At 52.9% G+C, this 7,349-nt stretch carries 5 protein-coding genes and 2 pseudogenes; 2 read left to right on the top strand and 5 right to left on the bottom strand.

Going from position 1 to position 7,349, the window contains the following annotated elements; translation table 11 throughout:
* Positions 1 to 957: 957 nt before the first annotated feature.
* Entirely contained in the window at positions 958 to 1,248 is a 291-nt protein-coding gene (locus DBR23_RS29165; protein WP_133246262.1) for a hypothetical protein, read from the bottom strand.
* Positions 1,249 to 1,447: 199 nt separating this feature from the next.
* Here DBR23_RS29165 and DBR23_RS03530 point away from each other — a divergent pair, with 199 nt between their 5' ends.
* Positions 1,448 to 1,759 (top strand): helix-turn-helix domain-containing protein, encoded by a 312-nt coding sequence (locus DBR23_RS03530; protein WP_108497338.1) that lies wholly within the window; start codon positions 1,448 to 1,450, stop codon positions 1,757 to 1,759.
* 72 nt (positions 1,760 to 1,831) lie between these two features.
* On the opposite strand, the pseudogene DBR23_RS03525 reads toward DBR23_RS03530, so the two are convergent.
* A pseudogene (locus DBR23_RS03525) lies at positions 1,832 to 2,115 on the bottom strand (ATP-binding protein); the annotation flags it as partial.
* Here DBR23_RS03525 and DBR23_RS03520 point away from each other — a divergent pair.
* A pseudogene (locus DBR23_RS03520) lies at positions 2,110 to 2,540 on the top strand (DDE-type integrase/transposase/recombinase); the annotation flags it as partial. The pseudogenes DBR23_RS03525 and DBR23_RS03520 overlap by 6 nt on opposite strands.
* Before the next feature lie 278 nt (positions 2,541 to 2,818).
* Here DBR23_RS03520 and DBR23_RS03515 read toward each other — a convergent pair.
* The 3 genes from DBR23_RS03515 to parA all read right to left on the bottom strand — a co-directional run bounded on the left by DBR23_RS03515 (position 2,819) and on the right by parA (position 7,305).
* The gene (locus DBR23_RS03515) at positions 2,819 to 4,177 is read right to left on the bottom strand and encodes a replication initiation protein (protein WP_108497337.1); all 1,359 of its coding nucleotides are present in this window, start codon (positions 4,175 to 4,177) and stop codon (positions 2,819 to 2,821) included.
* A 1,436-nt stretch (positions 4,178 to 5,613) separates the two neighbouring features.
* Positions 5,614 to 6,621, bottom strand: a complete 1,008-nt coding sequence (locus DBR23_RS03510) for a ParB/RepB/Spo0J family partition protein (RefSeq protein ID WP_108497336.1) — start codon at positions 6,619 to 6,621, stop codon at positions 5,614 to 5,616.
* A 9-nt stretch (positions 6,622 to 6,630) separates the two neighbouring features.
* Entirely contained in the window at positions 6,631 to 7,305 is a 675-nt protein-coding gene (gene parA / locus DBR23_RS03505) for a ParA family partition ATPase (protein WP_108497340.1), read from the bottom strand.
* Positions 7,306 to 7,349 lie beyond the last annotated feature (44 nt).

Genomic DNA, 7,349 nt, shown 5'->3' with positions numbered 1-7,349 from the left:
CTATAGTTATCCACAGCTGGTTTCTAATGGAACCAGCTTTAGCCCCTGGTCAATGTTCGACTGGCACTGCTGATCACGTTTGCACTGGCACTAACAAACCGCCAAATAGGAGCATTTATTCCGCAATTCGGAGTCGCGGGACGCTTCCCCCGCAGAGCCAACCTCAGTTGTCAAAGCTGGTCGGCCTCCATGACCCCTACGAAGTTCGAGATTTCGATGACGGGCACAGCAGCCCAGATGAAGTTCCTCCGCACTACGACTCGTGGCCAGTCGCGTCCCGTTCGTTCAAGAGCGACTGCAGTCGTAGATCACTTGCATCGAGCGATTGCACACGCCCGTTGAGCAGAACGGTTGTTGAAACACCCGCCTGAACGTTCTTGGTTATGGCGTCACGGACAGCCTGTTTGGCCAACTCTTGCAGTTGGGCGGTAGTCAGGCCGAAGGCTAACGAATGCGCTTTGTTCACATAGTGCAGCTTATGTCGTTGGTACAACGCAGTCAAGGCTATTCCAATTATTTTAGTTCTGACCCCCTGCGCAGAGACGTACACCAATAAATTATGCTATCGCTGGCATGAGACAAATAAGCCCATGGTGATATGCGCAACTAAATAATGTAGGACTGATACTCAATCAATCACAGAACCTATGAAGGATGGGAAAAGCGTTCTTTTGCTCCTCCTGTCGATTCAATTTGATTCCTAAAAACAACGAGGCTCAGCTTTCAATCAAAGAGCGTCATTGCGAAAGTGTTTCCGCTCCCAACGAGCCTGCATTTTTGAAAATGTGGAGCCCACTAGCAGAAGCAGACCGAACAGGCTCATTCCGACAGCAACAGGATTATTAAAGAACTCGGTCATCGTTATATCCGCAATCGACTGTAGAGAAAACACGTTTCAGGAGGCTCTGCTCAGCAGTTTTTGAGAGAAATGGAACATATAGCTGCTACTGCCTGGCCTTAAGGGGCCCGATATATCAACTTGCGCTTTCCCAAATGCTCTATTGGCGTGAAGGAAGCTGATTTTACCAACTCGACACCAGTTGACAGCGTGTACAGCAGAGCCGGCTCATACATATTAGGTTCTTCAGCCTCCCATAAAGCTATGAGATCCTCAAAATGCCAAAATTTTGAATCATGCATGTATCCAGGTGACATTACCCTCACGCGAACCACAATATAGCCTTGCAAAGAACCTTGCTTCACAAAGTCGAGCAATAGGTCTTCATTCGACAAAAAAATGTTCTTCATGCCTCCGCCAATGCTTTCTGTACGGTACTCAACAAAGAAGTATGGTCGTACAAAACTTAGACTAGCTATTGGGGCTCTTCGGCGGGAGACTCTAGCTAGCCCAGCAAGCACACTGCGAAAGTAAGAAATCATTGGTTAAGCAAAATTTGAACACTATAGATTGTAGCCCTATTGTGTTCAAAGTCTCCTAATCGCGGAGATGGAAGCTCATTCAAATGCGTTGAACAATATCGCCATGGCTCTGCGGGTAATCCGTCGCGCACGGGGGTACACCCAAGAGGACTTCTCCTCTGTTTCAAGTCGAACCTACATCAGCAGTCTAGAGCGAGGCACCAAAAGTCCCACGTTGGGAAAAGTGGAGCAGATCGCCACCGCTTTGAACGTCCATCCCCTGACCCTGCTCGCAATTTCATTTGCCACTTCTCCATCGCTAGATGACGTCTCGGTTGTTTTGGCCGAAGTCCAGAAAGAAGTCGCTGCGCTTGGCCTGCCTAGCGGGGGCGGTGGCTGACTGTTGATTTCCCCAAAACTAACCCGCCATTTCCATCTCGATCTGACCCACCCTGGTTCGTGAACTTCATGCTCACGTTGTGGATAAGTTCTTGGTTGTCTTCTCCTTTTTGGTGGGTCTGTGGCTGCTGTGCCGAACTGTTCTTGAACCGGTAGCTGTCGTTACCGGTTTCCAGAATATGGCAGTGATGCGTGATGCGGTCCAGCAGCGCCGTGGTCATCTTGGTATCTCCGAACACATTGGCCCACTCACTGAAGCTCAGGTTGGTGGTTATCACGACGCTCGTGCACTCGTACAGCTTGGGACAGCAGGTGGAACAGCAAAGCTCCTCCTCACGTACGGAACGGCAGGTAGCCTTCGTGATTGACGTGTTGCCCGCCGTATCGTGGGCTGGCGGGTAAGCAGTTCAATGCGCACGGACTTCGTGCTCGATGCACTGGAGCAAGCCCTTTACATCTGGCAGCCTGAGCGCGATGGAAGCTTGATTTGCCACAGTGACCGCGGGTCGCAATGCGCCAGCATTCGGTACTCTGAAAGACTGGCTGAAGCGAGCATAGAGACTTCCGTGTGCAGCAAGGGCGCCAGCTATGACAACGCCTTGGCCAAGACCATCAACGGTCTCTACAAGGCCGAGTTAATCCATCACCGCGCGCCATGGAAAACAAAGGAAGCCGTGGAGTTCGCCACGCTCGAATGGGGGTCATAGTTTAACCACCATCGCCTGCTCGAACCCATAGGGTACGTCCCACCGGCAGAAGCTGAGGCAAACCACTACCGGTAACTCGCCAGTCAGGCCACTGCGGAAGTGGGCTGACTTAAACCAAACAGCCTCCGAGAATCCCGGAACGATTCACCTCGAACTGCATTACTGGCGCTATTGCTTCTAGAGCACTCTCAAAGATGCCTTTGTCGTCCATTTTTTTGAATGTCCACGTTACGTGGACATAATTAATATGCGAACAACATAAGAATGCAACCATTTTCCAGCCGGGGTATTGAGTTGAAGCGGCAGAAATTGGTTCGTCTCCGGCCACAACGTACGACGCCAGCCAGCGCTGGCTAACTGGACGTAGCTCCATACTCCTCGATAAACTGAGCCAGCGCTTGGGCCGTTGGCTCTCCCCACAACTGTTTGGCGTACCAAGGCGCAAAAATGCCACGGACTGCAGCGCTATCAAGCCCCTTGTCCAGCTTTAACGTCTTGTTGGCGTTCTGTGACTTGAACGCCTCGAATAGAGCCTTGCGCTCGCTATCGTCAAGTTCTTTGTAGACCCCAAGGGCCTCAATAGCCCTGGCGGCAAGAAATCGCTCCATCACACTGCGACCGCTCGCCTTGCTAGACGAGGGGGCAGCCTTGGGTGATGCCAGTGCAGGTACAGGAGTCGGGTTACGCACCAAGTCCTGGAGCGTCCAGCGGAAGTAGCCTGCTGGGGTCTCCAGCGGGGTCATTCCCTTCGACTCTGCGCGTGCCTCCACCCGAGAAATGGCCGTGCGCAGGAGGTCGTCACTGTGTTGCGCGACCAAGTCGCTGGCGTCCGCTTGGCTGAAACCGAATTTCATCACCCTCGTCATGAGTTCCGTGTCGATGATGGGCGGCGCCGGGAATTCAAGCTGGGCTTGCTTCGTCTGCTCGACCTTGAACTGCAGCTTCTCGACGCGCCGGCCGTTCTTGTGCTCAATCAGTTCGATGTTGATGTCAGTGAGCGCGTTGATTTCAGCGATGGCGGGCCTCAGGGTGTCCCGCTTGAAGTACTTGTAGACGGGCGGTGTCGACTCAGATATAGGATTGCCTGTGATCACACCGTACCAGTGCTCATAAGTCTGGACGAAAGTCACCTTGGATGGATTAGTCGCGTAACGACGGCAGATTTCATACAAAGCAAGGGCAGACCCTGACTTGAGCGAGCTTTGGTACACGATCGAAAGCCGTGTGTAAGTGCTAGGCGCCATCACCTGCTCGTGCACCTCAGGAGGAAAAGCGAATCCAAACCACACCTGCCCTGCATGCTTGTTCAGCCCAGCGGGATTAACCAAGGTGACCGAAGAGACCAGTCGCTCACTCGTCCACTGTCGCTCGTTCTCCATGAGCAGCTTAATGTTCTGCATTTCCTCAAGCTGCTTCTTCAGGTACTGCACATCCTTGCTGTCGTAGGCCGCATCCCGGGCAAGGTCAGAAAGCGGAATCCAGAAGTACTTCTTGGCTGCAGCGGTGTTGATCGGTGCATTGAGCCCAGGAACCTTCATCTCCTGGGCGTGGTACATCATCACATTGAATACCTTACGAGAGAGCAGCGAGAGATTGCCTTCTACGACCCGCAATCCAATAGCCTCATTGGTCTTGCGAAACTCCCTCACATCGCTGGCGTCGATCGTGATGACCTCCCCAGGTTTCGCCTTGCTCTTCCTCGCCATCGGCATCGACCTTTCCTGACCGGTGCTTGGTGCGCGCTGCCATGCGACCGGATCTATCGGTGAAATTTTGGCGCGATTCTCTCACCTTTCGATGGAAGCGTCGAGGGTTCACCTTTGTATCGGTTTGTGGCCTCATCACCTTTTCGTAGGTGATGAGGCAAGCCTACGCTGGGCTGCAGACCGCTCATTCGGCCGACCCGATCATTAGGTGGAAGCTAGCTCGCCAAGAAAACGTTCATGAGCTCTAGGCGAGTTCAAGGAGCTACCGTGTCGCCCGCTCCCCGTAGAAGCTCACCTTTGCGCACTTTGCCCCTGAATCCACTCACTTATGGTCCCTGTTAATTCTCACCATAGATGTTGCCTGTCCCCGGGGGCACTCACCTCTCTCCCCGTATTGGCTCACCTTGGTCCCCGAATCCACTCACCTCACTAGGCGGAAAACCGCGTGGGGCTTAGGTTTTGCGATGTTTAAATTGTATTTAAGGTTTCCAAGGATGTTCAATACAAAGAATCCTCAATAGCGTGGATGCCTAACGAGTGAATTCCAATGCAAAACAGCCAGTTCACCAGAGTCCAGAAGGAATTCGACCATGCCCAATTGCCCATCAGTAGAGCATCACTCCCTTGCTCCCTGTAAAAGCTCACCAGACGAGGTCAAATCGAAAACGACTCCTGCCCCTCTCCCCAGCCACAATCAGAATCGCCTAGATTCATCAGGCCCCCCCGTAAAGGCTCACCTATACCCAATCTTTACAGGAAGCCGTGCGGGCTACGCATAGTGGAACCTCATCCGCGCTGGTCCCTGATGAGACTCACCTTTGTGTGCAAGATAGCTTTTAAATACTCTTCCCTGTGTGTGAGTGCACACATTCTAGATGCTGGAATCTCATTAGGGCGCCATTTCTAGTCCCTGTGGAGTCTCACCTTTGAGCCTTTACATGCCCTTTGGCTCGATGAAGTAGGCATCCATATGGCGCTTTTTGGGAGTTTCGGGGTGATGATCCGCCGAATGCAGACTGCATACATTTCGCTCCGGTTTCCGGGCCTGGCTTTAGCCCCCGTAAAAGCTCACCTTAATACATATCGGGGTGTTCGAATGCTTCCCCCGGTCCTTCGCGCTGACGATTGCGACGGGTCCCTGAAAAGGCTCACCTTTTGAGGATTGGCAAGCGCAGGTCGCTCTGGCACTGCACTCCGGCGGTGGAGACGGATTGGTAGGCCGACTGCTGAAACAACGGTGGAGCGGCACTCCCCGTAAAGACTCACCTTAGAAAGAAGAAGGGACCGATACGGGCTATCAAAGGTCTCGGTTTAAGGCGGGAAGGACAGTCACCCCCTTTTCGCGTCCCTAAAGAGTCTCCAGTCCGTTCTATGGGCCCTTGGTCCTCTTCGGGAGCATTGTTCGCTCCCTGTAGAGGCTCACCTTTTGGCCGACATCTTGATCAGTCAAACAGACCGAAACGGCTTCTGAGTTCGGCAACGAGTGCTGCCCTCTCCTTTGGATCGGCAAGCACGACCTCAAGTGAGACCTTTCCTGAGTCCCATTCTTTGAGGAATCCGATCTGTTGGCCAGTGTGTTGGATCTTGTATTGGCGCGATGTTTCTTTAGGCTTGCGTTTATCGCCAGTATCGAGTTTTGCGCGTATGGCTCCGACCTCACGCGACGACAGATCTTCTTCGATGATGCGATTTACCAATGCAAGCACTTCTATCTCGCTCACCTTCTTGGCAGCAAGCGTGATCTCATACCCAACGAATACGCCAAACTTCTCTGGCCGATCGCGCATTCGGTCGAGCACAGCAGTCGGAAGGCTCAGCAACGCAATGGTCTTGTTCACCGTCGAGAGCGACACTCCCAAGAGCTCAGCGATTTGCAACTCAGTTTGCACTAAGCCTTTATCAAGCAATTTTCTCCACGCGAATGCATTGTCTAAGGGACTTTGCGCGCTACGCTCCTCATTGAGCACCCAACTCACGCGATAGAGCTCGAGATCACCTTCGTGTGGGCGAATCACCAGGTCGATGCTGTGTTGACCAGCTGCAGCGAGCGCCTTCTTTCGATAGTGGCCATCGATCAGCAAGTAGTCACCTGGTATGGTCGGATGCGCGATCGCAGACGCTGGAACGAGTTGACCACGAGTTGCAATTGACGCCGCCAGCTCCTTGACGATGTCAGGGTCATAGATGTGACGGGCATTCAGTGGGTTTTCGTGCACTCTATCAAGAGGAGCTGCCACAATTCGCTGCTGCGCTGGACCAGTATTTTCAGCGCTGAAAGTCCGACCAGCCTGTGCCTCATCGAGGACGACTTGGGGGGGGGGCACACCTCCAAGGCCACCTGGACGCTCGGAAAGCACGGCATCTGCCGCTGCAAACCGCGCATTTACATCCCGCTTTTCAGCCGAAAGGGACGCTCGCATTGCAGCTTTGCGGTCGACTTTGGAAATCATCTTTTGTCCTTAATTTTTGCGCGAAGGAAGGTGCAAAAGGTGAAGCACTTCCTCTGCCATCAACTCCACCTCTTCCATTGCAACTGTGGCGCGTGGCACTTGATGAACGGTTGACCCCAGAATCTGGGCTTCTCTAAACGCCGCTCGCGAACCTAGGGACGTTTTTAGAAGAGGAAATTCTTTATCTTCCTCCAATAATTCAATTAGCTCTTTGGCTAGTGAAGTCGAGCGCTGGACCATGTTAGCAACGACTCGTGCGACGAGCTCTTCGTTGTTGGCCTGTGCTGCCTCCGCCAATTTTTTGGCAGACTCCGCCGCCCAGATATCCGCCGGACTCGGGACCAGCGGTATGAGAGCCAAGTCAGAGATCAACATGGCCGACGTGGGGGCTGCAGAATTCATTGCCGGTGGGCAATCTACAAAAATCACATCAAATTTATCTATGTGATTTTTTACTTCTCTGTGCATCTTTCCTTCCATAGGAGCAAGACTAATCACAGAAGCTGGAAATGGCCGCTCTTCGGGGGCGGCACTTGCCCAGCGGCTTGCAGTCCCCTGCGGGTCCATATCTACGACAAGTGATGAATATCCGCGAAGCCCGAATGATCCAGCGAGGCTCATCGCAATGGTTGTTTTTCCACACCCGCCCTTTTGGTTAAACACGGTGACCACTTTTGCTGTCATTGCCTGCTCCTGATAGGTTGGCAGACTTTCAGCGCTGAAAGTCT

Origin of the sequence: Acidovorax sp. HMWF018 (genome assembly GCF_003061035.1) — a bacterium.
In the GTDB taxonomy this organism is placed as follows: Bacteria; Pseudomonadota; Gammaproteobacteria; order Burkholderiales; family Burkholderiaceae_C; genus Acidovorax; species Acidovorax delafieldii.
Note: the sequence above shows the minus strand (reverse complement) of the source record. Positions and strands in the feature narration are given on the sequence as shown.

Excerpts from the sequence above, each read along its gene's own strand:
- DBR23_RS29165 (WP_133246262.1), bottom strand. The coding sequence starts at position 1,248 with ATGAAGAACATTTTTTTGTCGAATGAAGACCTATTGCTCGACTTTGTG.
- DBR23_RS03510 (WP_108497336.1), bottom strand. The coding sequence starts at position 6,621 with ATGATTTCCAAAGTCGACCGCAAAGCTGCAATGCGAGCGTCCCTTTCG.
- parA (WP_108497340.1), bottom strand. The coding sequence starts at position 7,305 with ATGACAGCAAAAGTGGTCACCGTGTTTAACCAAAAGGGCGGGTGTGGA.
- DBR23_RS03515 (WP_108497337.1), bottom strand. The coding sequence starts at position 4,177 with ATGCCGATGGCGAGGAAGAGCAAGGCGAAACCTGGGGAGGTCATCACG.
- DBR23_RS03530 (WP_108497338.1), top strand. The coding sequence starts at position 1,448 with ATGGAAGCTCATTCAAATGCGTTGAACAATATCGCCATGGCTCTGCGG.